Source organism: Nonomuraea sp. NPDC049141 (genome assembly GCF_040648415.1).
Taxonomy (GTDB): domain Bacteria; phylum Actinomycetota; class Actinomycetes; order Streptosporangiales; family Streptosporangiaceae; genus Nonomuraea.
In genome coordinates this window covers 35,204-62,123 of the sequence record NZ_JBEZDR010000014.1, presented here as the reverse complement: position 1 = coordinate 62,123, position 26,920 = coordinate 35,204, and the positions used below count along the sequence as shown (strand labels likewise).

Below are 26,920 nucleotides of genomic sequence, written 5' to 3'. Positions count from 1 at the left end.
ACCCGATATGTTCTCTCTTGTCCATGATGCTCGTGGGACGGAGTCCAGCGATGGGATCGATGGTCCACGGACCGGCCGTTCAGGGACCGTTTCCGCAGGGTCCACCTCGCCTGCCAGGTCCGCCGCACCTGCAGGGCCCCCCGCACCCGCCGGGACCCATGCAGGTCAGCTCGCTCGCCCAGGTGCACGTGCCGCTGCCCCCGCTGTGCCATGTGACGATCGTGGGACCGCGGCGCAAGGCCGATCTGGCGCTGCCCGCCGACATCCCGCTCCCGCACGTCCTGCCCGGACTGCTGCGCGCCCTGGACGAACTGGGCGGCGAGTCCGCCGCCGCGCCGGGGTGGACGCTGCAGCGGCTCGGCGGCTCCCCGCTCGACCTGGGCCAGAGCCTCGGCGCGCTGGGCATACTCGACGGCGAGGTGCTCTACCTCAGGCCGCGCGAGGCGATCCTGCCGCCCGCCCTGTACGACGACGTGGCCGACGTGGTCGCGACCGGGGTGAAGAAGTCCTCGGGCACCTGGGAGACCAAGCACACCCGGCTGATGGGCGCGAGCGGCGCGCTCGGACTGCTGGTCGTCGGCGCGTTCGCCCTGGCGCTCTCCGGAGCGTCCCCGCTGGTCGTCACGGTGGTGGCGGGCCTGATGGCGCTGGTGGTCGTGGCCACGGGCGCGGCCCTGTCGAGGGCGGTGGGCGACTCCCTGGCGGGCGCCCTGATCGGGCACGCGGCGCTGCCGTACGGCTTCATGGCGGGCCTGTTCGCACCGGCCAGCGGCGGCGTCCTGAACGTCGGCCCGCCCCACCTGCTGGCCGCGCTCGCCTGCACCGCGCTGGTGGCGACCATCGCGGGCGCGCTGATCTCCGACGGCGTACCGGGATTCCTCGGTACGGCCGTCGCCGCGACCTGCGGGGCGATCGGCGCGGCCGTGGTCATGGTGTGGGGACCGCCGCCCGCGGGAGTGGCCGCGGTGACGGTGTCGATCCTGCTGGGGTTGAGCCCGCTGGTGCCCACGCTGTCGTTCCGCCTGGCCAAGGTGCCGCTCCCGGCCATGCCCACCACCGCGGAGGAGTTGCGGGCCGACAACCAGCGCCTGGACAGCGCGGCCATCCAGGAACGGACCATCATCGCCCAGCGCTACGCCACCGGCATGATCATCGCGGTCGGGCTGGTGGCGCTGGTCTCCGAGGTGCTGCTGGCGACGTACGGCGGCTGGGTCGCCTCCCTCATGACCGGAACGCTCGGACTGACGCTGATGATGCGGGCCCGGGTCTTCCGCGGCGTCCGTCAGCGGCTGTGGCTGATCACCGTCGGTCTCGCCGCGTTCGGCCTGCTGGCGATGACCCTCGGTCCGAAGTCCGGCGTCATCGGGGCCGTGGCCGTGGCGATCGTCATGCTGTGGCTGGCGCTGACCGCCGTCGGCATCGGCCTCTGGCTGCCCACGGGCAGGCCGTCGCCGTTCTGGGGCCGCGCGGCGGACATCGTGGACGTCATCCTGATCGTCGAGCTCTTCCCCCTTGCGCTGGGCGTTCTCGAGGTCTATTCGTGGGTGCGCGGTTTGTCCGGGTGATAGGTTGCTGCGCGATTTAACAGTTTTGTGAGAGTGGAGTGAAGATGCAGGAGTTTGGGGACTTCGCGAACATCGACATCGAGAAGCTTCTCAAGGGCGCGGACGAGCAGTTCGCCCGCATCGAAGAGCTCCAGAAGAACATGACCGACATCGTCGGCCGGGCCCAGGACGACGATGGCCTCGTCACGATCGCGTACGGCAGCGAGGGGCTGCGCGACCTCCTGCTGCATCCCAAGGCGATGCGGCTGAGCTCGGGCGAGCTCTCCGAGCTCATCAAGCAGCAGCTCCAGGCCGCGACCGCGGACCTGCAGCGGCAGGTCACCGAGGCCATGGGCGAGGCCTTCGGCGACGAGGATAACCCGATGAAGTACGTCGATGACCCCGAGGCCGCCCTGCACAAGATCAAGGAGGCCGAGTCCGCCTACAACCGGACGTTCGAAGACGTCATGGGCGAGCTCGACCGCATCCGCCGCCGCCTGGACCTCTGACCGTCGTCTAGACGTCCTTCTTCGTGCCGAGGGGCTGGCCGTCCTTGCCGAACTGGGGCAGGTTGGGAATGTAGACCTGCTCGAACGCCGGCATCTTCTTGGGGTCCGAGGGGGTGACGGCCTTGCTCATGTCCGACGCGGAGCCGCCCATGAACATGGTCGCCGACCCGGCGATGCCGGCGGCCGCCAAGTAGACGCCTTTGCTGTTGCCCACGATCGCCCTCAGTACGGCGAGCGCCGCGGCGCTCGAAGCGGTGGCGGTGAGGTCCGTCGCCACCGTCGTGGGAGGGAAGAGCTTGCCCGCGGCGCTAAGGGCGGAGAGGGTGGCCAGGACTGTGGCCACGGAGATACTGGCCACGGCCGCTTGGAAGGAATGTTTGGCGAGCTGGTCGAGCGCTCCCGCGAGCCCCTCGTAGACTTGCGAGCTGTTCTTCGCCTGCGTGGTGAACTTCTTCACCGCGGCGTCGACGTCCGGACGCGCCATCTTCTCCCAGTGGTCGGAGTCGATGGTGTCGAGGGCGGTGTCGATGGACGTGGCCGCGTTGTTGACCGTCGCGGTCATGTGGCGGGTGTCTCTGGCCGCTTCTTGGATGTCGCCGGGGCTGGAGAGAATCGTGCCGATGAGCGTCCCGGCGAACCTGCAGATCGTTCGGATCGCGGGGTTCGATGGCAGGCCCGCGGCGATGAAGCAGGTGCCGATCGCCGTGGTGTAGAGGCTTGTCCCATATGGGTAAGTGTCCATGTCGTCCCCGGGTCATTTCTTCGCGGTGCTCTTGGCGTTGGCCTCTCGGACGACGTTGGCTCCCTCTCGGAGCTGCTCGTCCCAGACACCCAATTGGTTCTTGGCACTCTTGAGGTAGTCGGCGGCCGACGTGCGGGCCGAGCCGTACGCGGAGCTGAACATCATCGAGCCCACCAAGCCGAAGCCTGGGAAAGGGATGCCGATGTGCCGGGCCGTTTCCTCCGCGGCGCCCAGGTGGTCGCCCGGGGTGTCGCCCTTGCCGTCTTTGGAGGGGCCGATCGTCTTGCCGAGCTTCTCCATGACGTCGGGGTGGGCCTTGCGCCAGCCGCCGCCTACGCCGCCTGCCGCGAGCTTGGTGTCCTTCGCGGTTGGGGGGGTGTCCTTGCTGTCGGTTTGGTCGCCGCCCTTGCCTTTGCCCTTGCTATCGCCTTTGCCCTGGTCGTCGCCGCCCCCACCCCCGCCGCCTCCGGTGGGCAGGCCCCCGGTCGGAGTCTCCGCGCTGGGTGTGTCCGCAGCGGGAGTCTCGGCGCTGGGTGTGTCCGCGGAGGGAGTCTCCGCGGTGGGCAGGTCCGGAGTGGGTGTCTCCGTGGTGGGCGTTTCCGTGGTGGGCGTTTCCGGGGTCGGCGTTTCCGGGGTGCCGGAGCCGGGGTCTTCGGTGCCGCCGCCACCGCCTGACGGGTCCGTCGAGGGGGTCTCGGGAACGGTCGAGCCGTCCTGGCCGTCGGGCGCGCTGGGGTCGGTCTGGCCGCCTGGGTCCGTCTGGGAGTCCGCGGGGTCGGTCTGGGAGCCGCCGGGGTCTTCCTGGCCGTCGGCGCTACCGGGGTCGGTCTGCGGGTCCGACGTGTCGCCCTGGTCGCCTGTGTCCGACTGGTCGCCGGTGTCCGTGCCGCTCTGGTCGTCCTGGTTTCCGGTGTCGTCCTGGTTCTGCGGGTCGTTCGGGTCCTCGGTCGCGTCGCCCGACGTGTCGGTGCCGTCCGGGTCCGCGCTCTCGTCGGCGTCTGAGGGCTCCCACGCGGGATCACCTTCGGCGGCCTGCGGATCGACCGAGCCGGGCTCGCCGTCGATCACGTCGTCCACCGTCTCGGGCCCGACACTCAGCTGGTCGGACTCGATCACCGTGGGGTCCCCCTGGCCGTCGGCCGGGCCCGCCTGATCGGGCGGGATCTGGTCGACGGCGGGTCCGGCCTGGTCCGGCGGGATCTGGTCGACGGCAGGCCCCGCCTGGTCTGCTGGGATCGCCTGGTCGTCGACGGTGGCCGCCTGGGTCGCCTGGCTGTCGGGCGAGCCGGCCTCGACGAGGCTCCCGGGATCACCAGAGGTGTCGCCGCCCTGGAGGCTCACCGGTGAAGAGCCCCCGGTCACGTCACCCGAGACAAGGACGGTCGTCCCACCGTCGATCGAGCCCGGGGGTGCGGTGCCCACCTGGACCTCGCTCGGGCCGTCCTGCGGCGGGGGAGAGCTCCAGTTGAGCAGGCTGTCGATGCTCGATCGCCCCACGGTCCCGAATTCGGCCACCTGTCGCCCTCCCAGCAATCAACACAGAAGCGGCAAAAGCGTATCCGTGAGGCTGCTGAGCCGTACAGGTTGTGAGCTTTTACGACAAGTCGCGACCACCCATCAGCGGACTCAGTCAGAAATCGGCGGGCCGTCTACCTGCTTGTTTACCAAGAAGTCGCCTAACGGTGACCTAGCCGTTATGTTAAGTATCTGTTATTTCTGGGGCAGATGGGGGCTAGCATGCCATTTGATGTTGTTTGCGGGGGTACCCGGGTTGACCGGACCTACGGCACCGCCGTACAGAACCAGACCTTGTTGACCTGGAGGTCCAATGGCCACACTTATGGGTACGGCGCCCACGAAGCTCATCAAGGCTGCCGGCCAGTGCGAAACCACCGCCCAGTACATCGAGGGCATGCGCCAGAGGGTGCAGACCATCAAGGGTGACCTGATGGCCGCCGGCTGGAAGGGCGGCGCTTCCCAGCAGTTCGGCAAGGCGCTCGACGCCTGGGACCTTGACTTCCGTCAGGTGATCAAGATCCTTGAGGACATCTACGACAAGCTGAACATCAACGCTGGTGTGTACGCCGACGCCGCGCAGCAGAACATGGACATCTCCAGCGGGCTCAACAGCGCCGGCAGCGCCGGCCGTATCGACTCGCTCATCAACGCGTCGAGCTAAGCCCCCCAGCACCTAGGACGGAGACACTCATGGCCGACACCTTCACTCCCGAGGACTACACCTACGCCCACTTCCCCAACATGGAAGCGGCGTACGAGCAGCTCAAGTCGATCGTCACCGAGCTGGACAAGGCGACGGACGATCTCTACAACGACGTCAGGACCACCCTCGGCACGGACTGGGAGGGTGAGGCGAAGACGTTCTTCGACGGCAAGAAGGCCCAGTGGGACAACCTCGAGGTTGAGATGGGCAAGCAGCTGTTCGAGGCGGCCAAGGCCGTCAGCATCGCCAAGGGTAACTACGAGACCGCTGAGCGGCGCAACATCAGCATCTGGTCCGACTAAGCAGTCGGTCGCGCCGATCGTGCCTCCCTCGGCCGGTGCCGCTGAGCGCCGGCCGGGTTCCTTTGTCTATGGGGGTTGGGGATGACTCAGAAGGATGCAATGGAGGGCGAGCAGGACCCTCTGTACATCGATCCTGATCTGTTCGACTCGGGACCGGGGCGGGAGCATTCCCCCACCCAGATGCGAGCGATCGCGGAAGAGCTCAAGTCGTACCTCGGCGGTATGACGGGACCCGGCTCGGCGGAGGGCTACACCAACGGTTCCGTGAACGGCATCCTGGACCACTGCCAGCTGTCCGAGGCGCAGATCGGCACGTGGCACGACGCCAGTGCCTTCAGCAGGACTGTCGGCGCCAACAGCGGCGGCAAGAAGTTCGCGCAGGTTTATCAGGAATTCATCGACGCCTACAAGGACGTGATCGCCGCCGTCGAGGCGAGCGCCGCCAACCATGGCGCCGGTGACAAGGCCAATGAGGGCAAGGGCTGATGGCCGAGGGCAAGGGCGGCAGGCATGTCGTCGTCATCCTGTCGTTCGACAAGATGCCAGAGGGCGGTGAGGTCAAGGCGTCCAAGGACGAGATCCTGACGATGCTGAAGAACACCCAGCCCAGCCAGATCGAGGATGCCGGGTTCGCGTACGACAAGGCGTCGAGCGCGATCGAGAGTGCCGTCAACGCGCTGGAAGAGCACGCGGGCAAGATCCTCAACGTGTGGAAGGGCCCTGACGCCAGCAAGGCGCGCCACGCGCTGCAGATGCTGCACGCCTCAGGCGGCGAGCTGTCCACCAAACTGGAGATGATGGGCTCCGCCCTGCGCCAGTACGCGAGCTACCTCCCCGAGACGATCTCGAAGGTCGAGGGCATCTCGACGAACAAGAGCTCCGATGGCGACGTCCCCAGCTCCGAGATCATGGTGGACGACGCCGCCAACGCGAAGGCCGCGAAGGCCGCCGCGGACCGCGAGGCCCAGCAGGCGATGCAGGAGCTGAACAAGAAGATCGTCGATCTTTACAACGTTCAGGTTCCGCACGACGTCTCCTACGAGCTGCCCGGCGTCTCGATCCCGGGCGGTACGGGCACGTACCGCGACCCCGGATACCCGGACCGCGTGGGGATCAACGCCGGCTCCGGTGGAAGCGGGTCGTCGGGTGGCTCCGGCGGGTTTGACGGCGGCTCCGGTTCCGGCGGCTCGGGTTCCACGGGCTCCACGGGTAACGGCACGGGCTCCGACGGCTCCCGCGGCAGCGGTTCGGGCGACTCCTCGGGCTCCGGCTCGGGTGACAAGCCGGGCTCGGACTCCGGCAACGGCAGCCAGAACGGCTCCGACTCCGGCGACAAGCCGGGCTCGGACTCCGGCAACGGCGACCAGAACGGCTCCGACTCCGGCGGTCAGGGCGATTCGTCGAGTGACGGCACCGGCAGCCAGGATCCCTCGAAGACCGGCGGTTCCGACACAAAGGACCAGACGGTCCCGCCCGTGCTCGGCCAGGACGACAAGACCAGCAGCGACAACGTCAAGGGCGGCTTGGACCCGAACGGGACCGAGGTGTCCGCTTACTCGCCGACAACGCCGACCACTACGCCGACCACGGTTTTCAACCCGACCGGCAATCCGGTGAGCACCATCGCCCCCAACCCGGTGGGCGTCCTCTCACCCACCGGCACGCCCAGCGTCCCCTCGGTGCTCGGCTCGCCGAACGGTGGCATGGGCGCGGGGGGCCAAGGGCTCGCGGCGGCGATGCGGACGTCCGGGAACGGCATGTCCGGCGGCATGCCGTTCATGCCGATGGGTGGTGGTGGCGCGTCGGACCAGGGGGACTTCGAGAGAATGACCTATCTCCCCGCGGACCAGGACGATTGGAACTCTGCGCACGACGTGACCGACCCGGTCATCTGCTGATCGCGCTACGGGGAGTGGTATGGGCAACTCAACGCAGAACTCCAGCCAGGCGGCTCAACTCGCGCAGCTGCAGAACAGCGGGCAGTTGCCGACGGCGTCGGGCGTCTCCTTCAAGACCAGCGCGCTCGACACCAACAGCGAGGCGATAGACGAACACGCCGGGGTCATCTCCTCGCTGGAGGCCAAGACGAACACCCTCCCCGTACAGTGGCCGCATTTCGGGGTGATCGGCATCGGCGTCAACAGCGTCCACGACAAGGCGGTCGAACGGCAGAAGGACGCGCTCGAGAAGGGACGCAAGGCGCTGCAGAGCTGGAAGACCGCGCTCAGGCAGGCCTCCTCCAACTACCGGGCGGCGGATGACGCCAGCGGCAATCAGTTCCAGAACGTGGGCTTCGACCCGAACAGCCTCGGCGGCGGACCGAACCTCGGCGGCCTCGGCAATCCCGGCGGCTCCGGCCTGCCGAATTCCGGCGGCATACCGGACCTGTCCGGTGTGGGCAACCCGCCGGGGGGCGACACGAACCTGCCCAACGGTGGCCTGCCCAATGGCGGCCTGCCCTCGACGGATCTTCCCTCAACCGATCTACCGAAGACCGACCTGCCTTCGACGGACCTCCCCAAGACGGACCTGCCATCGACTCCTGATGGGAGCCAGATCAAGCAGCCCGACATGAAGGTGCCGGACATCGACTCGGCGCTCAACGGTCAGCCGCAGCTGCCCGATTCGAAGCTGCCCGGTGTCGACGGCAAGGTCCCCGACACCACGTCGCTGTCCGGGCTCGACCCCAACTCGGTGAACACCCCGCAGCTCAAGAACCCGGACCTCAGCAGCCTGTCTCCGGACTCGACCGGCATCGGCACCAGGACCGGCCCAGGGACGGGAACGGGCACCGGGACGGGTACCGGCACGGGCACTGGCACGGGCATAGGCACCGCGCTCGGCACCGGCACCGGTGTGGGTGCGGCAGGCGCAGTGCCGGCCGGTCTGAAGGGGATCAACGGTTCGAGCGGGATGCCGATGATGCCCATGATGCCGATGGGCGGCGGCGGGACCGGTGGCGACCGGGAGAAGGACCGCGAGAACGCCCTGCTCGGTGAGGACGAGGGTGTTTGGGGCGGCGACGATGAGATCGCGCCCGAAGTGATCGGACGGGATTCCAGGTGAGCTACGAGACCGACGCGTCGCTCTACAAGCTGGCGGCGAGCTCCGCGTCCGCCGCGGCCGTCATGATCCTGCAGCCCTGGGCTTTCTACGTCGCCGCAGCCATCGGCGTGATGGTCTCGGACCCCGGGGGGATGTCGAAGAGCGCCAAGGCCTGGCAGGATCCCGACCTGCTGGACGAGCTGGAGGCGGGGCTGGACCACCTCAAGCAGCAGCTGAAGTCTTCGGGCAAGTGGGCGGGCGGGGCCTTCGACACCTTCGAGGGCATCCACACGGCCTTCAAGAACGGGGTCAAGTCACTCAAGGACACCCGCAACGACACCGGGAAGGCTGTCGACGCGGCGGCCGAGGCCTACCACTACGGCGCCCTCGTGGCCGTGGTGATAGGCGGCAGTATGTTCGCCCTGGGGCTGTACAAGCTGATCTCGAAAGCCACCCCATGGACCGCGATCCTCGCCGAGGGAGTGTCGGCTGCGAGGGGCCGCATCACCCTGCAAGCGGTCAAGACGCTGCTCTGGAAGCATGGCAAGGTCGTCGGAGGTCTCTCCCTGGTCCTCTACTTTGTCATCCAGCAGACCGAGATGACCGGAAAGCTCTTCCCCGGGCTTGAGGCCTCCATCCCCACCGAGATGACCGCGATGAAGTCGGGCGGCATGCCACCGTTCTCCGACGCGGGCATGCAGTACGACGAGAAGCTGGGCGGCCTCGGCGTGAAGATGGACGAGTCGCTGGGCAAGGTGCCCGGCGACATCGCCTCCGTCTGATCCTTACTCGTCCAACGGGATCCGCAGCACCTGTCCGGGCACCAGGCTGCGTGGGTCGTCCCCGATGATGTCCCTGTTCGCGGCGTAGATCTCGCGCCACCGGTCGGGGTCGCCGTACACCTTCTCGGCGATGTCGTACAGCGACCCGTTGTTGACGGGCCAGTAGCCGACCTTCGCGGTGTCGACCCGTGACGGCGGAGTCGCGTGGCCGCTGGCGACGGGCACGTTCGACTGGGGCAGGTCGCCGAAGTCGGGGTTGGTCTGCAGGGGCCGCCACACCCGGAAGAGGGACGTCGGGATGCCACCCCAGAACTGCTTGTGAATGTTGCCCGGCTTCCCGGCGACCCTGGCTCCGGGCAGCTTGAGCTTGACCTGCTCGTACGCCCAGTTGCGCATCCCGACGAAGCCACCGAAGGCCATGCCGGACTCGCCGACGGCGGCGCCCGTCTTGGTCAGGGTCGCCGCCCAGCTCGCCGCGGTGCCGCCCTGGAGGATCCCCTTGCCGAAGAATCCGGACATGGGGGCGAAGGTGGCCATCACCATGGCGCCCGTGGTGATGCGGGCCGCCTGGGTGAAGGTCAGGGGGGCGAGGTTGAAGAGGCTGTGGCCGCTGATGCCCTGGGCCACCATCTGCGTGCCGATGACGCCCGCGTACACGCTGCCGGAGGTCTTGGCGTACGCCTTGAAGCTCGACGCGGCGAACTTGTCGGCGATGGCCGAGTACTTCCTGAACTTCGCGACCGTCAACTCTGCCTTCTCCATGGCCGTGGCGGTGCGTGCTGTGGTGCCGAGCTTGGCCACCCACTTCAGCCGGCCGACCACGGGCAGGACCTTGAGCGCACCGGCACAGATCCTCAGGACGGACGCGAACCTGGTGAGGACCTGGGCCGCCAGAAGGACGATCTTCGTCGTCCGCATGTAGGCGGCTCCCGCGGCCAGCCATCCACCCCATACGCCGGCGGCCCACCTGAGGGCTATGAAGGCCGCGTACCAGATGATTGCGGTCTTGAGCAGCTCGATGATGGCCTGCCTGGTGTGGGCGGCCGAGTCCGCCACCATTCTGAGCAGATTGGCGATCTCCGTGCAGCTCTTCTTCAGCGCGACGCGGTTGTCCTGCCTGAGTACCAGGCCCCAGACCTTCCTGAAGTCGTCGGCGGCCTTGCCCTTCCACTCCTTCACGATCTTGTCGAGGTAGCCGGCGTGCTGGCCCTGGGCGCGCCCGTCCAGAGCGTCGAAGACTTTGTCGAGGCTGACGGCCAGGCTGTCGTGCGCCGCGGCGGCGGCCCTGAGCCGCCCTTCGGTCTCATCGCCGCCGATGAGCGTGGGGAGTGCGCGCCACATGGACGTGATCGTGTTGAGCAGCGGGGTGGGGTCGAGCAGCGAGCCCCAGTTGATCTCGAAGTGCCAATCCGCCCAGTGCCACTGGAGCGGGTTCATGCTGCCTTCGTGGCTCATCTGGTGCCTCCGACCTGGCTGGCCTGGTGGCCGGCCTGGTAGTTGTACGCGGAGACCTCCAGGGCCGTGGTGATGAACTCCAGCGCGTCGGCCAGGTCACCGAGGTAGCCGTAGACCGACTCGTACCGCTTGTCCCGGTGGTTGTTCTCCGCGGTGCCGTTGACGTACGCCGCGCCCAACTCATCTGCTCCTGGCGCGAGGCCGAAGTCGCTCGTACTCAGCTTGGCCGGCGCGAAGGCGATCATGCAGTTGCGGACGATCGGGGCCTGCTCGGCACAGGTCTCCATGGCCTTTTTCAGATCCGGCGGTATGACCTCATACCCCTCGGTCTTGTCCCCCATCGGCCCCCCAGGCATCACAAAGCCACATATGTCCCATTGATAGTAATGTTCACGGCTATTTGTCGTCCAGGAAACCTGCTGTTTACGAGCCACCTGAGCTGGTTACGAGCCACCTGAGCGCATCGCCGGGGTGTCGGAGACCGGTGTCCTGGCGGCCGCCGGGTCCAGCGTCGGTCCCTCAGGGATCAGGTGCAGGAGGTGGGCGGGCAGCGGGGCCACGTTCGAGGCGTCGTAGCCCAGCTTGGTCAGGACGTCGGGCGTGGCCAGCCGGTACTTCTTCCCCTGGTCGGTGACCAGGTAGAACTGCTGCACCGAAGAGAGCTGGTTCTCGGCGGGCAACAGCCCCGCCAGCGCCGCCGTGCCCGGCGGCAGCAGCACCTGGTCGAATTTCTCCGGGTTGCCGTTCGACGCCGGCGTCGGGATGGCCATCCGGCTCCCCACGGTCAGCGTGCCCTTCACGGACCCCTTCACGGTGTTGGCGTAGACCATGCACAGCGCTGCCGAGCTGGCGGGCACCTGGAAGCGCGGCATCGTGGCCGGCATGCCGCCGCCCGTGATCCGCTGGGCCGACACCTTCGTCGCGTTGGCGGCCGCCGCGTCGATGGGGATCTCCCGCACGTGGTTCCGTCCGTACGCCGCCTGGCTGGCCGGATCCTGGACCAGCAGCGTCGCCTGCGTCTGGGTGATCGGCGCGAGGCCGTCCGCGAGCATGACGTACCAGCGCGCGGGGGCGCCGGCGACCGGCGCGACCTTGAAGACCTGCCCGACCTTGAACGTCGAGCCGCCGGGTCCGGGGATGTTGCGGCCGCGCTGGGGGATCTGCGGCGCGGCGAAGTCCGAGCCCTCGGCGATGGCGTTGATCCACGAGGTCGGCACCCGCCGGGGCGTCTGGTCGGTGAGCCGGCTCACGTTCTTCACGGCCATGCGTTGGTTGCCCCAGAGCGCCCAGTTCTGCCGCCCATCGCTGACGATCAGCGCGTCACTTCCGGCCGGCGCGCCGCCGACGTCGGTCCCGCCCACGAGCGTCACGTACGACTTGCGCCCCCCGGCGGCGTCGGTCGCGTCCACCACGCAGGCGGACCAGGGCGACTTGATGAGCCGCTCGGGTTTGGGCAGCGAGTCGGGAGCGCCCGGGATGCCCACCTGCCCGCCGCGCGCGAAGCCGGCCAGCGACTCCGTGGACACCGTCTTGACCTTGATGGCGTCGCTGTCCAGGAGGAGCCGGGCGGAGACGTAGTTGGCCACGGGCAGCAACTGGCCGGTCTGCTGGCTGTAGACGTAGGAGGCGCCCGTCTCCTCCTCCACGATGAGCTGACCGGCGTCCCGCAGATTGGTCGCACCGCCCGGCTTGAGCATGCCCCAGATGCCGAACCCGGCGATGATGAGGACGCCGATCATGACGCCGGCGAACGTCGCCACGTTGTGCCGCCGCATCGGCGACTCGGGTAGGTCGGGTTCGCCCTGCAACAGGGCCATACCCAGGCGCTGGGTCATGAGCCGATGTGCCTGGTAGAGATCCTTGCGGGTCTGCATGCCACTCCGTTCCGGTCCTGCCTGAGGACAGCATAGGAGTGTTGCCTATGAGGACAGTGGGTGTTATGTCGCAAATGAGGGCACTAGATCGTGATATATGGGTAAAGTTTGTGGTCAGTGGTGCCCGGGGAGGTTGCTGTGTCAGATCCCGATAAGTTGAGTCCGCCGGTCCAGGGCTGGCATCTGGAATCGGATTGGGCCGGGCTCGATCCCGAGCGCGAGGGCGTCACGTACAGCGCCAGCAAGCTCAAGAAGCTCGCCGAGCAGCTTACGGATGAATTCGCCAAGTTCTCAGGGGAGAAGTCCGGGTCCGTCAACGACCTGGATATGAAGGCCAACCTCATCGGCCTGAAGGCGACCGTCGAGCAGGTCAAGCGATGGGACGGCGGGCAGGCCTTCGTCGAAACGGTCCAGCGTGGGCACAAGGAGTTCACCGAGGTCTACCGCGAGGTCGTCGAGAAGACGCGGATCGCCATCGAGCTGATCAACGCGGGCGCGGGCAACTACGAGCGCGTCGATCTCGCCAACCTCGGTAACAAGGAGGCGTAGGCTCCCGTGGCCGAAGACAAGAAGATCAAGACCAAGAAGCAGACGCACATGATCAAGACGTACTGCCCGACCTTTGGGGTGGACGACGACGGCAGGAGCGTCGCCGAGGTCAAGACCTTCGTCCAGTCGCTGGACGCGGATGCCGTCAAGCAGGCGGGCAACGCCTACCTCGACGCCTGCTCGACGCTGGCCGGTGCCCAGCGCGTCATCGAGGACATCAACGTCGAGATGGCGAAGTGCTGGGGTGGCAAGGCGTCGGTCGAGGCGCAGGAAGCCCTCAGGGTGTTGCACGCGACGGTGCGCGAGCTGTCGGGCAAGCTCAACTGGATGGGCCGCCCTCTGCAGTCACTCGGTGACAGGATCCGCGAGCATCAGGAGTTCATGGACAAGGGAGGCTTGTCCTGGGCCGACAACACCTACACCTGGGACGACTCCATGGTCGGCTGGTATCGCACCATGGACAAGGGCATCGAATGGGGCTCCCAGGACGAACTCGCCGGCAAGCACCTGCGCCTGCTGAACGACGACCTCACGCAGACCTACCAGAACCTGCCGGACTCCTTCCACAAAGAGATCCCGGACATCAAGGACCCCGCCGCTGCGTCCCCTCCCGTCACGCCCTTGAACACGGACTTCTCCAACCCCGGCGGCACGAACGGATTGGGGAACGGCGACTACAACGGCGCAGGCTTCAACGACGGCTCCTCTGACGGCTCGGACAAGACCGGGGGCGTGACGGACCCCACGGGCGGCGTCACGGATCCCACCAAGGGCCTGACCGACCCGACAAAGGGCGTGACGGACCCCACCACTGGCGCGACGGACCCGACCAACGGCGCGACAGACCCCACGAACGGCGCGACAGACCCGACCAAGGGCGTTACGGACCCCACGGGCGGCGTCACGGATCCCACCAAGGGCCTTACCGACCCGACGAAGGGCGTGACAGACCCCACGTCGGGCATTACCGACCCCACCAAGGGCCTGTCCAGCCCCACCTCCACCAAACTGGAGGACTTCCAGCCCCCCGCCGACTGGAACTCCGGCAACACCCCCACCTCCTCCACCCCCACTTCCACGACCACCAACCCCAACTTCACTTCCCCGAGCTCCCCGAACTCCTCCTCGCCCGCCACCGGACCCCTCACGAGCGCCGGAGGTAACGGCAGCATGGGCTCGGGCCTGTCGAACGGCCTGGGCTCGGCCAAGGCAGGCAGCGGGACCGGGTCAGGCATGCCGTTCATGCCCATGGGCGGCGGCGGCGCGGGCGCCGAGGAGCGAACCAATGAGGGCGGCACCTGGCTGACCGAGGACGACGACGTGTGGGGCGGCGAAACCGAGGGCGTCGTCACCGACCGAATCGGCTGACTGTCCCTGCACGTGTGCGTTCGGGGCCGGATCGCTCGTACGTACGCGCTTGTCCAGCAGAGCGGCCAGCCCCACGGTCCCGAGCGCGGCGACATCCAGCCCGGCCCCGATCCAGGCCACCACCGGATACCCGAACCCGGCCCCGATCGCCAGCCCGCCCACCCACGGCCCCACGGTGATCCCGACGTGGAACGCCGAGAAGTTCGTGGCGGGTGCAGACGTCCGACCTCCACCCGTTTCTGACGCGCCCCTACGCGCCCTGGACGCGTCGCGCCTCGCTCCGGAGGCGGACGCCTGGGCAGGCTCGGCGCTCAGACGGGCGTGTGGTTCGCCCGGTTCTACGGCGGTCCGGTGTCCGTGATGGCGGCTTGGATGGGTGTCGTCCGGCCCATGGTGACCAGCAGGCCGCGTCCTGGCGGGCCTCCGACGGAGCCGCGCGGTAGACGGACCGTGAACAGGTCGCCATCGGCCGGACTCTGTACCGACAGGAGTACGCCGGTGCGCGACTTGCGGGTTTCCGCTACGAAGCCGCGGTATGCCGTCGCCAGGTCGCCTGTCGCGCCCGCGATGATGAGGCCGTGGTCTCCGTCCCGACCTGATCGGAGGATCTCTTCCAGGGCCGTACCGAGGGGGGAGTCCGGGTTGATCAGCTCGGCGTCGTCCACGATCACCACGTAGCTGTCGCGGTTCGCGAGCAGCTCCTGTAGCCCCGCTCCGTCTCCATCGAGTACGGCGAGAACACCGTCCAGCGTACGCAGCGGGCTACGCCGGGGGGCGATGGCGACGACCGGTGTGCCGTACGAGATGAGGGACCTGGCGGCCGTCACCAGCACTGAGGAGCGTCCCGAGCGGGCCGGCCCGGCGACGACGGCGCCGGGACCGTGCGCGAGCAGGTCCAGACCCATCGGAGCGAGTGCGTCACCGCCTGCGCCGACCAGCGCCCATAGGGGCGAAGGCCGGGCGAAGTTCGGTTCCAGGTCCATGGCCTGGTCGGCGGTGATGCGCATGGGAAGCGCGTCAACGCGAAGCGGAGGCTCTCCCTCCCAAAGCCACGCACCACGTCCCAGGCGAGCCGACCGACCCGCTCGGGCAAAGCCACCCGACACGCCCACGTCGCCCAATGCGCCGCCCGAGACGCCGCCGCCTGATGTCCTGCCTGGAGCGTCGCCACCTGGGGTGCCGCTTGACGTTCCACCTGCGGTGCTTCCGGATGCGCCGCCTGACGCGCCTGCGCTGCCCGACGTACCCGTGTCCCCCGGAACATCGCCACCTGGGGTGCTCAGCGACACGTTGCCTGGGACGCCACCACCTGGCGCGGCCGCGCTACCTGACGCCCTACCGCCGATTGACGTGCCGGCCGGGACATCGCCACGTGACGTGCCGCCCGAGGTGTCGCTTGGCGTGATGTCTGGTACGCCCGCTATGGCCTCTCGGAGGTTCGTTCCAGGCTCTGCGGGGGTGGTCGTGCTGAGCCGGGCGGAGTCTTTCGAGGATGCTGTGGAGGCGTATGTCGGGATGCTGTGGAGAGGGGCTGTCGCGCGGGCGAGGGACTGGAGGGCCGCTACCTGGGCGGGGCCCGAGGGGTCTCGGGTGAGGAGGGCGATCTGGCTTTCGACGATGCCGTGTTCGCCCATCGAGAGAGCTCGGCCGGAGGGCATCGATGTGGGGAGCCCCTTCATCGGCATGCCTGCCAGGCCGTAGTCGGCCGGGTCGGCGAGGCGGAGGAGGAGGCGGTCGTCGAATACCGTGGAGATCTGGCCGAGCAGGCACGAACGGTCACCGGTCACCACCGCCCGCAGTCCCACCGCCGGACCCTCTCTGAGTAGTTGCAGGAGGGACTCCGTGAGGCGGCCGTAGTCGTAGCCCTCGAACGCCGCCACGTAGCCCTCCCAGCGGTCGACCATGAGGACCAGCCAGGGGAGGCGGTGGCCTGCCTGGCGGTATTCGGCCAGCGAGGCGTGTCCGGCTTCGGCGAGTAGTTGCTGGCGGCGGCCCACCTCGGCGCGGAGGCGGGCCAGCAGGCGTTCGACGCGGTCGAGCTGGTCGCGGGTCACGACCGCGCCACAGTGCGGCATGGCCATCAGCGGGAGCAGTGCGCCCGATCCGCAGTCGATGGCGTGCAGGTGCACGTCGGCCGGGGACGCTTGCGCGGCGATGGCGCCGGCGATCGTCCGTAGTGCGGTGGACCTGCCGCTACGGGCTGCTCCCGCGATGAGCAGGTGGCCACCCTGGGCCAGGTCCAGCGCGAGCGGGCGTCGGTCCTGCGCCCAGGGCCGATCGATTACCCCGAAGGCCAGTGGGCCCACTTCGGTGAACGGTCCTGAGCCGGTGTCCGTCCCTGAGCCGGCGAGCGGCCCTGAGCCGGAAAGTGCTCCGGCCGCCAGGGAAAGCGTCCCGGCCGCCAAGGAAGGGATGATCTCGTCGAGGGTCACGGTCGAGGGCAGCGGTTCCAGCCAAGGGCTCGGTTGCTCTGGTACGCCGGTGAGGCGGGCGGCCTCGATGAGCGCGTCCGCGAGGACGGTGAGGTCGGTGACCGTCGACCCCTCGGGCGGCTCTGGAAGCGGGGGGAGCGCCCGGCCCAGGGAACGCCAGTCCACGTCGATCACTCGCAGCTGACCGCCCGCGCCCGCCAGCCCTCCCGCGCCCGCCAATCCGCTCGCCATGCCGCCTGGGCCTGGCATCCCACCCGGAAGGGCGCCCGGACCCGCAAGGCCGTCCGTGCGCAGCGGCCCGCCCGTTCCAACCGGCCCGCCCGTTCCAACCGGCCCGCCCGTTCCAACCGGTCCGGTCGCGCCCGATCGGTCGGCTCTGAGGGACGTGCTTGCTACCGGGCTTCGGCCGCCGACTCGTGCGGTCTGTACGGCCACAGCCGCCCCCACACCGGACTTCACGTAACACCGGCCAGGTGTCGACTTGGAGATGTGCGCCGCGTCCGCCATGTCGATGACGTCTGAGGACTCGGCGGGCTCGGTGACCCGGAGCGCGATCCGCAGGGACGTGTTGGCCTGGATGTCGGCCGTGACCACGCCCGCCGGGCGCTGGGTGGCCAGGATCAGGTGGATGCCGAGCGAACGGCCCCGGCGGGCGATGTCGACCAGGCCGTTGACGAAGTCGGGTAGCTCGGCCACCAGAGCGGCGAACTCGTCGATGATCAGCACGAGTCTGGGCAGCGGCTCGCCGGTGTAGTCGTCGATGTCCTTGGCGCCGGCGGCCAGCAGCAGGCGTTCGCGTCGCCGGATCTCGGCGGCCAGGGAGTCGAGGGCCCGCTGCGTCAGGTGGCCGTCCAGGTCGCTGACCATGCCGACCGTGTGCGGCAGGCGTACGCACTCCTTGAACGCGGCACCGCCCTTGTAGTCGACCAGCACGAACGTGAGCTGGTCCGGCCGGTTGGCCACCGCGAGCGAGCAGATGAGCGTCTGCAACAGCTCCGACTTGCCCGCGCCCGTGGTGCCGGCGATCAGGCCGTGCGGACCGTCCACTCTCAGGTCGACGGAGAACGGGCCGTCGGGGCCGATGCCGATGACCGCCTTCGTGGAGCCGTGGCCGTGCCAGCGGGTGACGAGGTCGTGGCCGGACGGGGCGGGCAGGCGCAGCAGGTCGAGCAGGCGGATCGCCTCGGGGAGGTGACCGGCCGGGTCGTCCCTGCTCACGTCGCGGATCGGGGCGAGCGCCCTGGCCACGCGGTCGCACCACGACGGTGACACCAGGTCGGCCAGAACCGGGCCGATGACCTCCAGGCCGCCGCCGAGCAGGCGTACCTGACCGTCCGCGGCGCACGCGGCGACGGTGGCGCACTCCTCGGGGAGCAGGCTCTGGTCGTCGTCGAGGGCGAGGGTGAAGACACCCGAACGCGGGCCTTGGCGCAGGATCTGTGGCATGCCGGGGAGGCCGCGCAGGACCTGGGCGCCGTCGAGCACGACGAGGACGTCGTAGGGGCGTACGTCGTAGGAGGTGAGAGCCGGTGTTTCCGGGCCGCCCAGGTCGTCCCAGCCCGTGGGGATCTTGCCGAGTTCGGGGATGGCGGTGTTCTGGCGTTCGTCGATGAGGGCGGCCAGCTCGGCGACGCGGTGGGCGGCGGACTCGGGGTCGGTGCCGACCAGGGTCACGCAGTCCTCGCCGCCGCGCGGGGCGCAGTGCGGCAGCCAGCGGACCCAGCCCCAGCGGCGCTCGCCGTCGGCGTGCGCGGACAGGACCACGATGGCCAGGTCGCGCGGGCTGTGGAGGGTCGCCGCCTGGCCGATCAGCCAGCCGGTCAGGCCGGTCGCGGTGTCGCGCGGGCCGGTGACCCCCGCCACGCCGAGCCTGCGCATGGCCAGGGCCACCGGTACGGACCGGCAGATCGGCGGCGAGATCGCGCCGCCCTTCTCCTCCGAGAGCTCCAGGTTCGCCGGGAGGTCGGCCAGCCCGACCCTGAGCCGCAGTGCGTCGGGATCGTGAATGCGCCGCTCCCACAGCCGCCTGCGTGGACCGGTGGCGGTGAGCAGCACCTGCGCCGGGTCGGGCGCGTCGGATCGGCGGATCAGCTCGTCCTCGGCCCTGGCCTGCTCGACCGCCAGGTCGTACGCCTCCAGGCGTTCCTTGTGCTGCTTGGCGGCCTTTCTGTGCTGTTTCTTGCCGTGGCGGCGGTCGCTCCACCACTGGCCGATCATGATGAGGGGGCTCATCAGGGCGATGAGCAGGTAGTACGGCTGACGTAGGACGTAGGCCAGCGTGACGCCCATCACCGCGGGCAGAAGCGCGGCCAGCAACTGCAGGCGCATCCCCTCGGTGCGGCTGGGCTCCTGGGGGCGTTCGAAGGTGCGCTCGGGCTCGGGCCTGCGTAGTCGTGGCGGGCGGTTGTAGGCGACGCCGCCCTCCGGGAGGGGCGCCAGGTGCGCGTCCTGCGGCTCGATCGCGGTCAGGGTGAACACCGAGGATCCGCAGGTCAGCAGCGTGTGCTCGGGCCAGTCGACGGGTTCGGTGAGCGGCTGGGCGGCCAGCGTCGGCGGCTCGTAGTGGACGGGCATCAGCTCCGCCGCCTCGCGTTCGGCGACCCGGGCGGTGAGCTCGGCGACCTCGTCGGCCCACCGGCCCTTGAGCTTGAGGCGCTGCGTCTGCTGGGGCACCCGGTGGCGGGCCGGTTCGACCGTGATCGCGTCTGGGGTCACGCGCAGGGTGGCGGCCTCGGGGGCGAGGGACGGGTCGGCGACGGTCAGCGCGCACATCGGGTCGGACCCGATGACGTGCACGCCCAGGCCCAGACGGTGAACGGCGCCCGCGGCCGGGCCGCCGACCACCCGCACCTCGGCCACGCCGCCGGGCTCCTCGATGATCGTGGAGCGTGCGAGGTGGGGGTCGAGGGTGACCTTGTCGCCGTCGCGCAGCACCGCCCCCGCCAGGGCGCGCGGGTCGAGCGGCCGGCCATTGCGCCAGATCACGGCGCCGTGCCAGCCAGGCCCGTAAGTACGGCCCCGGTCGGACCTGTCAGCCCGGCCCCGGGCAGGCCCGTCTGCCCGGCTGCGGTCAGCCCCGTCAGCCCGGCCCCGGGAAGATCCGTATGCGCGGCTGCGGTCGGCCTCCTCAGCCCAGCTCCGGGCAGGCCCGTCCGCCCGGCTGCGGTCGGCCCCGTCAGCCCAGCTTCGGGCAGGCCCGTCCGCCCCCTCCTGGCCGGACCCCTCGGTCCAGCTCCGGTCGGATCCCTCGGTCCGGTCCCGGATGGGCGCCCCGAGGGGGTTGCGCGGGCCGCCAGTGATGTCCCGCGGATCAGGGGTGGGGGCGCTCGGTGGTCCGTCGGCGCGGGTGTGCCGCCTCGATGGGCGGCCGCCGGGGTCGGTCACCGACATGCCGTAGGGGGCTCGAGCTCGGGGAAGGCGGACGACTTCGGCCAGCGGTGCCTGACCGCTGAGTGCCTCGCTCACCCTCGCCACCGTGGCGCCGTTGTCACCCTCGATCACAACGTCACGATCGCCTTGCTCGCCGAGCACGGTGAGCATGATCCGCATGTGCCGTCTCCTCGATCGGGCCTCGGCGCAAAGGTAGCGCCCGAAGAAAGGGTAGGTCCCGTGGTTGGCGGCAATGGCATGGAAGGGCCGGGTTGTGGATAACAGGCGACGGTAATTATGGCCTGTGGAAAGTCGACGATTTGGTTGCCCATTTAGGGGGTGGTGGCTAACGCATGTTAATGGAGTGAATGGTGTGAAAAGAGGGGCGCGGGTGGGCGTCCCCAGCGCCAACAGGGCAGATGCAAGGCCGGAGCCTGAGTGGGCTCGCGAATCGCCCCACTCCATCCCGCCATCGCCGCGCTTATCCCGAAAAAACCACCCTCGTCAACTTGGTAGAAACAATAGGCATCGATTATTTCTTGTTGACACCGCGCCACCTGCGAAACGAGCATGGTTCCTCGCATTCCAGCCCCGCTCCCACAAGCGGGTGCACATAATGGCGTGAATTCGACAATTCACAATGGGAGCCCCCCACCCATGAGGACCAGTGAAAAGCCTGCCGTCAACACGGCGGGGTTGTCCGGCCCTGCCTCGCGCAAGCTCCCCGTGCCGCCCCGCGAACGCAAGCCCGCCCTGGCCGCTCTCGCCGTACTCCTGATCCTCGGCGGAGCGCTCGCCACGACGCTGCTCGTGCTGCGCAGCGGCGACCGGATCTCCGCGATCCGGGTCACCCAGCAGATCGGCGCCGGGCAGCAGTTCACCCTCGAGGCGCTCGAAGAGGTGCAGATCGCCAATACCGGCCTCGACTTCGTCTCCTGGTCACAGAGGGGCGAGGTGACGAAGAGCTTCGCGGCCGTCACGATCGTGCCCGGCACCCTGCTGACCCACAACATGGGCGTCAAGGCCAGCAGCGAGCTGGTGCCCGGCAAGGCCAAGGTGGGCCTCGCCCTGAAACCTGGGCAGTTCCCGTCCGGCATCGTCGCAAGCCATCGGGTCCAGGTGGTGTACGTCCCAGCCCGTACCGAACAGGCGGAAAGCCGCGTACTCGCACAGAGCGCGCTCGTCCAGAGCGTCAGCGACAGCGGCAGAACCGGTGGATCAGTCCTGATCACCGTGATCGTCGACGCCGCGGCGGCGAAGACCATAGTCCAATACGCCTCCAGCGGTGAGATCGCCGTGGCCGACCTGCCCGGAGTAAATTGACGTGGCGCTGATCGTACTGGCCGCCGACAAGGGCGCGCCGGGCGTGACCACTGCCGCGACGGCACTCGCGGCCGTCTGGCCGCGCCCCGTGCTCCTCGCCGAGTGCGACCCCGCGGGCGGTGACCTCGCCTACCGGCTGCCCGCGGCCGACGGCGGCGTGCTCAACCCGGGCAAGGGCCTGCTCACGCTGGCCGCGACCGCCCGGCGCGGCCTGGAGCCCGCGCAGATCCACCAGCACACCCAGAAGATCGTCGGCGGTCTCGACGTGCTGGTCGGCCTCACCCACGGCGAGCAGGCGTCCGGGCTCACCTGGCTGTGGGGGCCGCTGGGCAGGGCGCTCGCCGCGATCCCGAACGCCGACGTGATCGCCGACTGCGGCCGCCTGGGCGCCTACCCGCAGCTAGGAGATCTGATGGCGCAGGCCGAGCAGGTCGTGCTGCTCACCAGAGCCACCCTCGACCACGTCGCCCACCTGCGCGAACGCCTGTCCATCACCAAGGCCCACGGCGTCGCCGTGATCGCCGACCCGCGCAACTACCGCTCCTCGATCGACGACGTACGCAGGATCGTCGGCCCGAGCGTCAAGTTCGTCCACGGCCTCGCGCACGATCCCAAAGGCGCCGAGCTGCTGCGCGGCCAGTGGGGCGGCCGCCTCGACCGCTGCCTGCTCATCCGCACGGCACGCGACCTCGCGGGCCGGTTGGTGAGTCACCTATGACACCTACGACACCTATCAATTTCGGTATGGCATTCAACCTCGCGAGGCGACCGGCACGTACAACCCGGCGACGCCTCCTCGCGAGAGTGAGCAGCCAGTGATCGACCACTCCCTAGTCAAGCGCTTCCGCCAGGAGGTCGGCGACCGCCTGGCCCACCAGCGCCGGCTCGACCAGGTCAACGGTCTGGCCTCGATGACCGGCGAGGACGAGCGCCAGTTCGCCAGGGCGCTGATCTCCCAGGTTCTGGAAGAGCACGCGCGCAGCGAGATCGGCCTGGGCCGTACCCCTCCCACCGTCGAGGAGGAGGAGGCGCTCGCGGCCGGGATCCACGCCGCGCTGTTCGGCGTGGGCCGCCTCCAGCCGCTGCTCGACGACCCCGAGGTCGAGAACATCGACATCAACGGCTGCGACCGCGTTTTTGTCAGCTACGCCGACGGCCAGGAGCTCATGCGGGAGCCGGTCGCCGAGTCCGACGACGAGCTCATCGAGCTGATCCAGATACTGGCGGCCTACTCGGGCCTGTCGAGCAGGCCGTTCGACACCGCCAACCCCCAGCTCGACCTGCGCCTGCCCGACGGATCGCGGCTGAGCGCGGTCATGGACGTCACGCTCAGGCCGGCCGTCTCGATCCGCCGCGCCCGGCTCGGCAAGGTGTTCATGTCGGACCTCGTGGGCAACGGCACGTTGAGCCCGGAGGTGGGCAGGTTCCTCAGCGCGGTGGTCGGCGCCCGCAAGAACATCATGATCGCCGGATCCACGAACGCCGGAAAGACCACCCTGCTCAGGGCCCTGGCCAACGAGATCCCGCCGTACGAGCGCCTGATCACGGTCGAACGCGCGCTGGAGCTCGGCCTCGACCAGTTCCCCGAGCTCCACCCCAATGTCGTCGCCTTCGAGCAGCGCCTGCCCAACTCCGAGGGCCAGGGCGAGATCACCATGGCCGAGCTGGTCAGGAGGTCGCTCCGGATGAACCCCAGCCGGGTGATCGTCGGCGAGGTGCTCGGCGACGAGATCGTCACGATGCTCAACGCGATGACCCAGGGCAACGACGGCTCCCTGTCCACCATCCACGCGAACTCCAGCATGGAGGTGTTCAACCGCATCTCCACCTACGCGCTGCAGGCCGGCGAGCGGCTGCCGATCGACGCCACCCACATGCTCATCGCGGGCGCGATCGACTTCGTGGTCTTCGTGGAGAAGCGCAACGACTACAGCCGCGGCGGCACCCTGCGCCGTTACGTCTCCAGCATCCGCGAGGTCAACGGCTGCGACGGCCGCGTCCTGTCGAGCGAGGTGTTCATCCCGGGCGCCGACGGCACCGCGACGCCGCACGCCCCCGTCTCCTGCCTGGAAGAACTCGCCGCCCACGGATACAACCCCGGAGGCTGGCTGTGATCAACCTCGATCCGCTCGCCCTGCTCGCCGGCGCTCTCGTCGGCGGCGGGCTGTTCCTGTTCTTCATCTCCCTGTACGGCATGCGCGTCCGGCCGGCCCGCCCCAAGCGCGAACTCGTCAAGACCCTCACCACCCGCACCGCGATCGCCGCGGTGTCCGCGACCCTGGTGCTGGTCATCACCGGCTGGCCGGTCATGGCCGTGGGCACGGTGCTGCTGGTGTTCGCGTGGCGCGGCCTGTCCGGCGGCGCCGCCGAGGAACGAGCCGCGATGCGCCGCCTCGAAGGTCTTGCCGCCTGGACGGAGTCGCTGCGCGACACGATCGCCGGCGCGGCCGGGCTGGAGCAGGCCATCCCGTCGTCGATCAGGGCCGCCGCGCCCACGCTCAAACCGCACCTGCGCGCGCTGGTCGACCGCCTGCGCACCCGCATGGCGCTGCCGGAGGCGCTCGCGTACTTCGCCGACGAGCTCGACGACCCCTCGGCCGACCTGGTGGTGGCCGCGCTGATACTCAACTCCAAGCTGCGCGGCCCCGGGCTGCGCGACGTGCTCGGGGCGCTGGCCGTGTCCGCTCGCGAAGAGCTCGACATGCGCCGCCGCGTCGAGGCCGAACGCCGGTCGACCAGGCGCAGTGTCCAGATCGTGGTGGTCACCGCGCTGGTCTTCGCCGGTCTGCTCGTCGTCTTCAACCCCTCCTATGTCAGCGAATACCGCGGCGTGCTCGGTCAGGCCGTGCTGGTCGTCGTGGCGGCGCTGTTCGGGGCCGGGTTCGCCTGGATGCGACGCCTGGCCCGCTTCGACAAGCCCACCCGCCTGCTCGCGGGAGGCGGCCATGGATAGGAGGGGCGGTCATGGTTGAGGGCGTGCTGGCCGGCTCCGCGCTGGGCCTCGGCCTGTTCCTGCTGCTCCGGGCGCTGTTCCCGGCCCGCCCGGGCCTGGTGGCGCGGCTACTGGCGATCGAGGCCGTCCGCGAGGACGCCGACGCGCCACGCATCCAGCTCGTCCTGCCCGACGAGGAGGTCTCCGCCTTCCGCCGCGGCCTGGGCGTGCGCCTGGCCCGCCTCTACCACGCGCGCGGCTGGGAAGTCCGGTCGGTCAAGGCCGACCTGGCGCTGGTCGGGCGGTCGTTCGAGGGCTATCTGGCCACCAAGGCGCTGCTCGCGTCGGCCGGGCTGCTGGCCTTCCCGGTGCTGCTCGGCTGGCTGGCGTTGATGGGCTGGGGCACGTCCCTGACCATCCCGTTCTGGTCCGCCCTGATCATGTCGCTGCTCTTCTTCTTCCTGCCCGACGTTCAGATTCGGCGCGACGCGACGGCGAGGAGGCGCGACTTCAGGCACGTCGTCGGCGCCTTCCTCGACCTCGTCTCGATGAACCTGGCGGGCGGGCGCGGCGTGCCCGAGGCGCTGATGATGGCGGTCTCGGTCAGCGGCGACCAGCCCAACTGGGCGATGTCGCGCATCCGCGAGGCGCTGAGCGGCGCCAGGATCGTCGGCATCACCCCGTGGCAGGCGCTCGGCCAGCTCGGCGAGGAGATCAACGTCGACGAGCTGCGCGACCTTTCCGCCGCGCTCGGCCTGGTCGCCGACGACGGCGCCAAGGTGCGCGCCTCCCTCACCGCGAGGGCCGCCACGCTGCGCCGCCGCGAACTGGCCGAGATCGAGGGCCGCGCCGGTGAGCGCTCCCAGTCGATGCTCGTCGCCCAGCTCCTGCTCTGCGCGGGCTTCGTGATCTTTCTTAGTTTTCCCGCCGCTATGAAGATGTTGGGGTCCTAATGAACCATCCCTGGGTCATCTACCTGCAGGCCTACCTCGGCGTACGTATCCACCGCGCCCGCACCGCCTCCAGCCGGGGCGCCTCGGCGGTCGAGTGGGTGATCATCACGGCGATCATCGCCGGAGTCGCCCTCGGGCTGGCCACCCTGATCAAGACGCTGGTCGAGCAGAAGCAGGGTGAGATCCAGACCAGCTTCGGCCAGACCGGCGGGAATCCGTGACAGTTGCCCGGCGACCAGGCGGGCACAAGCGAGACCGCGGCGCCTCGGTGATCGAGCTCGCCCTGCTGATGCCGGTCATCCTGGCGGTCGTGCTGCTCATCGTGCAGGTGGCGCTCTGGTTCCACGGACGCCAGGTGGCCGAGGCGGCCGCCCGGGAAGGCGCCAGGGTGGCCAGGTCGGCCCCCTTCGACTCGGGCGACTGGGAGGGGGCGGCCACCACCAAGGCCACCGACATCGTCCACGCCATCGGTCCCCGCCTGCTCTCCAACGCGACGGCCACGACCGCGGAGAAGGACCCCGACGAGCGCTTCGTCACCGTGACCGGCAGCGCCGTACAGGTCATCCCGCTCCTGCCGGAGCTCACGTTCACGATCACGGCCACCTCGGGCGGTCCCGTCGAGTGCTTCCGCCCGGACGACGGGAGTGACGACTGCGAATGAGCCAGAACCGGCGGCGTGAGCGCGGCTCGATGGCCGTGGAGACGGTCATGCTGGCGCCCGTCTTCCTGCTGTTCCTGATGTTCCTGGCCGGAGCCGGCCGGCTGGTCGAGGCGCAGGGCGAGGTCAACGGCGCGGCGCGGGACGCGGCTCGGGCCGCGTCGGTGCGGCGGTCGTTCGACGCCGCCGGCGACGCGGCCGACAGGAGCGTCAAGGCCGCGCTCGACGGGCGGTGCCAGAGCCCGGCCGTGTCCCTCGACGGCTCCAAGTGGGAGGAGGGCGGCCAGGTACAGGCCGAGGTCACCTGCGAGCTGGACCTGGGCTTCCTCGGGTTCCCCGGCACCAAGCGGATGACCGGCACCTCGGTGGTGCCCCTGGAGCAGTTGAGGAGGACCGAATGAGCCGCCGCGACCGCGGGACGATGTCGGTCTTCACCGTGCTCTTCTCCGTGGCGGTGTTCCTGCTGGCGGGGCTGCTCGTGGACGGCGGCTCGGCGATCAACGCCCGGCTGCGGGCCGCCGACGTCGCCGAGCAGGCCGCGCGGGCGGGAGCCGACCAGGTCGACGTCGACCACCTCCACGAGACGGGCGAGATCCGGCTGCTCGGCGACGGCCAGGTGTGCGACCGGGCCGACGAGGTGATCACGGCGGTGGCCAGCGCCGACGTGACCAGGGACACGTGCGCCGTCGCGCCGGGCCAGGACGGGGTGACCGTCTCGGTGAAGGTGCGCTGGACGGCCTTCTTCCTGCAGGCCATCGGCTTTCCCGGCACCGAGATGGAGGGCGAGGCCACGGCCGGGCCACAGGCCAGGTGAGCCAGACCGATTCCGCTCACTCGATGGATCAGCGCAGGACCACGCAGG

The 26,920-nt window shown here is 69.4% G+C and carries 25 protein-coding genes; 19 read left to right on the top strand and 6 right to left on the bottom strand.

What is annotated here, in order from left to right; all coding sequences use genetic code 11:
• Window positions 1-158: 158 nt before the first annotated feature.
• Window positions 159-1,565, top strand: coding sequence for a type VII secretion integral membrane protein EccD (gene eccD, locus AB0B91_RS37130; protein WP_358329986.1), 1,407 nt, complete (start codon window positions 159-161; stop codon window positions 1,563-1,565).
• Window positions 1,566-1,609: 44 nt separating this feature from the next.
• Window positions 1,610-2,053, top strand: coding sequence for a YbaB/EbfC family nucleoid-associated protein (locus AB0B91_RS37125; RefSeq protein WP_358030243.1), 444 nt, complete (start codon window positions 1,610-1,612; stop codon window positions 2,051-2,053).
• A gap of 7 nt (window positions 2,054-2,060) precedes the next feature.
• On the opposite strand, the gene AB0B91_RS37120 is transcribed toward AB0B91_RS37125, so the two are convergent.
• A complete protein-coding gene (locus tag AB0B91_RS37120) occupies window positions 2,061-2,795 on the bottom strand; it encodes a hypothetical protein (protein WP_358329983.1) in 735 nt (244 codons plus the stop codon).
• Between the two features lie 12 nt (window positions 2,796-2,807).
• Entirely contained in the window at window positions 2,808-4,310 is a 1,503-nt protein-coding gene (locus AB0B91_RS37115; RefSeq protein WP_358329980.1) for a hypothetical protein, read from the bottom strand.
• Window positions 4,311-4,623: 313 nt separating this feature from the next.
• Between AB0B91_RS37115 and AB0B91_RS37110 the strand changes: the two genes are divergently transcribed.
• From AB0B91_RS37110 to AB0B91_RS37085, 6 genes are all read left to right on the top strand, one after another.
• Complete coding sequence (locus AB0B91_RS37110) at window positions 4,624-4,974, top strand: WXG100 family type VII secretion target (protein WP_358329977.1); 351 nt, start codon at window positions 4,624-4,626, stop codon at window positions 4,972-4,974.
• 29 nt (window positions 4,975-5,003) lie between these two features.
• Window positions 5,004-5,318 carry a WXG100 family type VII secretion target gene (locus tag AB0B91_RS37105; RefSeq protein WP_358329974.1) on the top strand — a complete coding sequence of 105 codons (315 nt, stop codon included), beginning with the start codon at window positions 5,004-5,006 and terminating at the stop codon, window positions 5,316-5,318.
• A 99-nt stretch (window positions 5,319-5,417) separates the two neighbouring features.
• Window positions 5,418-5,804, top strand: coding sequence for a hypothetical protein (locus AB0B91_RS37100; RefSeq protein WP_358329971.1), 387 nt, complete (start codon window positions 5,418-5,420; stop codon window positions 5,802-5,804).
• Window positions 5,804-7,216, top strand: coding sequence for a WXG100 family type VII secretion target (locus tag AB0B91_RS37095; RefSeq protein WP_358329968.1), 1,413 nt, complete (start codon window positions 5,804-5,806; stop codon window positions 7,214-7,216). Before AB0B91_RS37100 ends, AB0B91_RS37095 begins: the two co-directional genes overlap by 1 nt.
• Window positions 7,217-7,235: 19 nt before the next feature.
• On the top strand, window positions 7,236-8,384 hold the full coding sequence (locus tag AB0B91_RS37090; protein ID WP_358329965.1) for a type VII secretion target: 1,149 nt from the start codon (window positions 7,236-7,238) through the stop codon (window positions 8,382-8,384).
• Window positions 8,381-9,145, top strand: coding sequence for a WXG100 family type VII secretion target (locus tag AB0B91_RS37085; RefSeq protein ID WP_358329962.1), 765 nt, complete (start codon window positions 8,381-8,383; stop codon window positions 9,143-9,145). The genes AB0B91_RS37090 and AB0B91_RS37085 overlap by 4 nt, the downstream gene beginning before the upstream one ends.
• A gap of 3 nt (window positions 9,146-9,148) precedes the next feature.
• On the opposite strand, the gene AB0B91_RS37080 is transcribed toward AB0B91_RS37085, so the two are convergent.
• The 3 genes from AB0B91_RS37080 to eccB all read right to left on the bottom strand — a co-directional run bounded on the left by AB0B91_RS37080 (window position 9,149) and on the right by eccB (window position 12,474).
• Window positions 9,149-10,600, bottom strand: coding sequence for a hypothetical protein (locus AB0B91_RS37080; protein WP_358329959.1), 1,452 nt, complete (start codon window positions 10,598-10,600; stop codon window positions 9,149-9,151).
• Complete coding sequence (locus AB0B91_RS37075) at window positions 10,597-10,941, bottom strand: hypothetical protein (protein ID WP_358329957.1); 345 nt, start codon at window positions 10,939-10,941, stop codon at window positions 10,597-10,599. Before AB0B91_RS37075 ends, AB0B91_RS37080 begins: the two co-directional genes overlap by 4 nt.
• Window positions 10,942-11,043: 102 nt before the next feature.
• The gene (gene eccB, locus AB0B91_RS37070; protein ID WP_358329954.1) at window positions 11,044-12,474 is read right to left on the bottom strand and encodes a type VII secretion protein EccB; all 1,431 of its coding nucleotides are present in this window, start codon (window positions 12,472-12,474) and stop codon (window positions 11,044-11,046) included.
• Window positions 12,475-12,612: 138 nt separating this feature from the next.
• On the opposite strand from eccB, the gene AB0B91_RS37065 reads away from it, so the two are divergent.
• Both AB0B91_RS37065 and AB0B91_RS37060 read left to right on the top strand, forming a co-directional pair.
• On the top strand, window positions 12,613-13,023 hold the full coding sequence (locus tag AB0B91_RS37065) for a hypothetical protein (RefSeq protein ID WP_358329951.1): 411 nt from the start codon (window positions 12,613-12,615) through the stop codon (window positions 13,021-13,023).
• 6 nt (window positions 13,024-13,029) lie between these two features.
• Window positions 13,030-14,391, top strand: coding sequence for a hypothetical protein (locus tag AB0B91_RS37060; RefSeq protein WP_358329948.1), 1,362 nt, complete (start codon window positions 13,030-13,032; stop codon window positions 14,389-14,391).
• 338 nt (window positions 14,392-14,729) lie between these two features.
• Here the strand turns inward: AB0B91_RS37060 and AB0B91_RS37055 are convergent, their stop codons facing one another.
• Window positions 14,730-20,372: an FtsK/SpoIIIE domain-containing protein gene (locus AB0B91_RS37055; RefSeq protein WP_358329945.1), complete on the bottom strand. Its 5,643-nt coding sequence runs from the start codon at window positions 20,370-20,372 to the stop codon at window positions 14,730-14,732.
• Window positions 20,373-20,849: 477 nt separating this feature from the next.
• Here AB0B91_RS37055 and AB0B91_RS37050 point away from each other — a divergent pair, with 477 nt between their 5' ends.
• From AB0B91_RS37050 to AB0B91_RS37010, 9 genes are all read left to right on the top strand, one after another.
• Complete coding sequence (locus AB0B91_RS37050) at window positions 20,850-21,515, top strand: hypothetical protein (protein WP_358329942.1); 666 nt, start codon at window positions 20,850-20,852, stop codon at window positions 21,513-21,515.
• A 1-nt stretch (window position 21,516) separates the two neighbouring features.
• A complete protein-coding gene (locus AB0B91_RS37045; RefSeq protein ID WP_358329939.1) occupies window positions 21,517-22,233 on the top strand; it encodes a hypothetical protein in 717 nt (238 codons plus the stop codon).
• A gap of 97 nt (window positions 22,234-22,330) precedes the next feature.
• Window positions 22,331-23,629, top strand: a complete 1,299-nt coding sequence (locus tag AB0B91_RS37040) for an ATPase, T2SS/T4P/T4SS family (RefSeq protein ID WP_358329936.1) — start codon at window positions 22,331-22,333, stop codon at window positions 23,627-23,629.
• Window positions 23,626-24,468, top strand: a complete 843-nt coding sequence (locus AB0B91_RS37035) for a type II secretion system F family protein (protein ID WP_358329934.1) — start codon at window positions 23,626-23,628, stop codon at window positions 24,466-24,468. Before AB0B91_RS37040 ends, AB0B91_RS37035 begins: the two co-directional genes overlap by 4 nt.
• A gap of 11 nt (window positions 24,469-24,479) precedes the next feature.
• A complete protein-coding gene (locus AB0B91_RS37030; protein ID WP_358329931.1) occupies window positions 24,480-25,400 on the top strand; it encodes a type II secretion system protein in 921 nt (306 codons plus the stop codon).
• Window positions 25,400-25,621, top strand: a complete 222-nt coding sequence (locus tag AB0B91_RS37025) for a hypothetical protein (RefSeq protein WP_358329928.1) — start codon at window positions 25,400-25,402, stop codon at window positions 25,619-25,621. Before AB0B91_RS37030 ends, AB0B91_RS37025 begins: the two co-directional genes overlap by 1 nt.
• Before the next feature lie 47 nt (window positions 25,622-25,668).
• Window positions 25,669-26,061, top strand: a complete 393-nt coding sequence (locus AB0B91_RS37020) for a TadE/TadG family type IV pilus assembly protein (protein WP_358329926.1) — start codon at window positions 25,669-25,671, stop codon at window positions 26,059-26,061.
• Complete coding sequence (locus AB0B91_RS37015) at window positions 26,058-26,459, top strand: TadE family protein (RefSeq protein ID WP_250904734.1); 402 nt, start codon at window positions 26,058-26,060, stop codon at window positions 26,457-26,459. Before AB0B91_RS37020 ends, AB0B91_RS37015 begins: the two co-directional genes overlap by 4 nt.
• A complete protein-coding gene (locus AB0B91_RS37010) occupies window positions 26,456-26,872 on the top strand; it encodes a Tad domain-containing protein (protein ID WP_358329923.1) in 417 nt (138 codons plus the stop codon). Before AB0B91_RS37015 ends, AB0B91_RS37010 begins: the two co-directional genes overlap by 4 nt.
• Window positions 26,873-26,920 lie beyond the last annotated feature (48 nt).

Coding starts and splice junctions, on each gene's coding strand:
- AB0B91_RS37120 (WP_358329983.1), bottom strand. CDS start 2,795: ATGGACACTTACCCATATGGGACAAGCCTCTACACCACGGCGATCGGC.
- eccB (WP_358329954.1), bottom strand. CDS start 12,474: ATGCAGACCCGCAAGGATCTCTACCAGGCACATCGGCTCATGACCCAG.
- AB0B91_RS37075 (WP_358329957.1), bottom strand. CDS start 10,941: ATGGGGGACAAGACCGAGGGGTATGAGGTCATACCGCCGGATCTGAAA.
- AB0B91_RS37100 (WP_358329971.1), top strand. CDS start 5,418: ATGGAGGGCGAGCAGGACCCTCTGTACATCGATCCTGATCTGTTCGAC.
- eccD (WP_358329986.1), top strand. CDS start 159: ATGCAGGTCAGCTCGCTCGCCCAGGTGCACGTGCCGCTGCCCCCGCTG.
- AB0B91_RS37125 (WP_358030243.1), top strand. CDS start 1,610: ATGCAGGAGTTTGGGGACTTCGCGAACATCGACATCGAGAAGCTTCTC.
- AB0B91_RS37110 (WP_358329977.1), top strand. CDS start 4,624: ATGGCCACACTTATGGGTACGGCGCCCACGAAGCTCATCAAGGCTGCC.
- AB0B91_RS37015 (WP_250904734.1), top strand. CDS start 26,058: ATGAGCCAGAACCGGCGGCGTGAGCGCGGCTCGATGGCCGTGGAGACG.
- AB0B91_RS37080 (WP_358329959.1), bottom strand. CDS start 10,600: ATGAGCCACGAAGGCAGCATGAACCCGCTCCAGTGGCACTGGGCGGAT.
- AB0B91_RS37010 (WP_358329923.1), top strand. CDS start 26,456: ATGAGCCGCCGCGACCGCGGGACGATGTCGGTCTTCACCGTGCTCTTC.
- AB0B91_RS37095 (WP_358329968.1), top strand. CDS start 5,804: ATGGCCGAGGGCAAGGGCGGCAGGCATGTCGTCGTCATCCTGTCGTTC.
- AB0B91_RS37105 (WP_358329974.1), top strand. CDS start 5,004: ATGGCCGACACCTTCACTCCCGAGGACTACACCTACGCCCACTTCCCC.
- AB0B91_RS37025 (WP_358329928.1), top strand. CDS start 25,400: ATGAACCATCCCTGGGTCATCTACCTGCAGGCCTACCTCGGCGTACGT.
- AB0B91_RS37030 (WP_358329931.1), top strand. CDS start 24,480: ATGGTTGAGGGCGTGCTGGCCGGCTCCGCGCTGGGCCTCGGCCTGTTC.
- AB0B91_RS37055 (WP_358329945.1), bottom strand. CDS start 20,372: ATGCGGATCATGCTCACCGTGCTCGGCGAGCAAGGCGATCGTGACGTT.
- AB0B91_RS37050 (WP_358329942.1), top strand. CDS start 20,850: ATGAGGACCAGTGAAAAGCCTGCCGTCAACACGGCGGGGTTGTCCGGC.
- AB0B91_RS37090 (WP_358329965.1), top strand. CDS start 7,236: ATGGGCAACTCAACGCAGAACTCCAGCCAGGCGGCTCAACTCGCGCAG.